Annotated in this window: 1 protein-coding gene; it reads right to left on the bottom strand. The window is 39.3% G+C overall.

Translation table 11 applies throughout. From position 1 onward, the window contains the following. Window positions 1-313: 313 nt before the first annotated feature. The coding region (locus A4S05_RS38330) for a PEP-CTERM sorting domain-containing protein (RefSeq protein WP_069074930.1) at window positions 314-703 on the bottom strand (390 nt) is incomplete at its 5' end.

Here is a 703-nt window from a genome sequence, read left to right as displayed (position 1 = left end):
CTGGTGGGTGAACAACACCTACTCAGTACGCTATTTTTGGCTTAAGTTGACGCGCATGCGCAAGGCTGTGCCCATACCGCGTGGTCTATTTACCTGATAATAGCTGTAAGACCGAACGTCAACACCTAGCTAAAGTTTAAGTCAGGCTTTAAATCCCATCTGAAAATCTCTTCTCTAGAAGATGCTACGCATAGCTTGCTTCCCTGTAAGGGTAAAATCTTGAATTGTTATTGATGGTTTTAGGAAATTTTTTTGAGCTTTTTCTGAGTGAATTTGGATAGCTTGTTACGTGTAAGCTAAAAATAGAAGTGGGTTAAGGGATGGTGATTATGGTCGCAGAAAAACTAATGGGTAATTCACTATCTTCTAATCCTAAATTTTTCAAACCTGGTCTAGTTGGCGCAGAAAACATCTCTAAATAACCTGGTTTCGGCAAAAAATTAGCGAAAAATGGACTTGAATAATGTCCTTCTGAAGTGGAATATGCAAAACCCTTACCCGTTAACTGCTGAGTATTAAGACTAATTAAATCATCAACATCAAAAGGTTCATTTCCTGGCATTGGAGTCCCAGGGGCTTGCAAACCAGTAATTTTTTCACCATTTCGTGTACCAGTAATTCCAGTAATCAGGTAAAAACCTAAATCGTTAGGGGTGTCATTAGTGATGAAAGTACCGTTTGCTGCTATGCCAGTACCAGAATA

The organism is Nostoc sp. KVJ20, assembly GCF_001712795.1.
GTDB lineage: Bacteria > Cyanobacteriota > Cyanobacteriia > Cyanobacteriales > Nostocaceae > Nostoc.
This window is presented reverse-complemented; position numbering and strand designations above follow the sequence as displayed.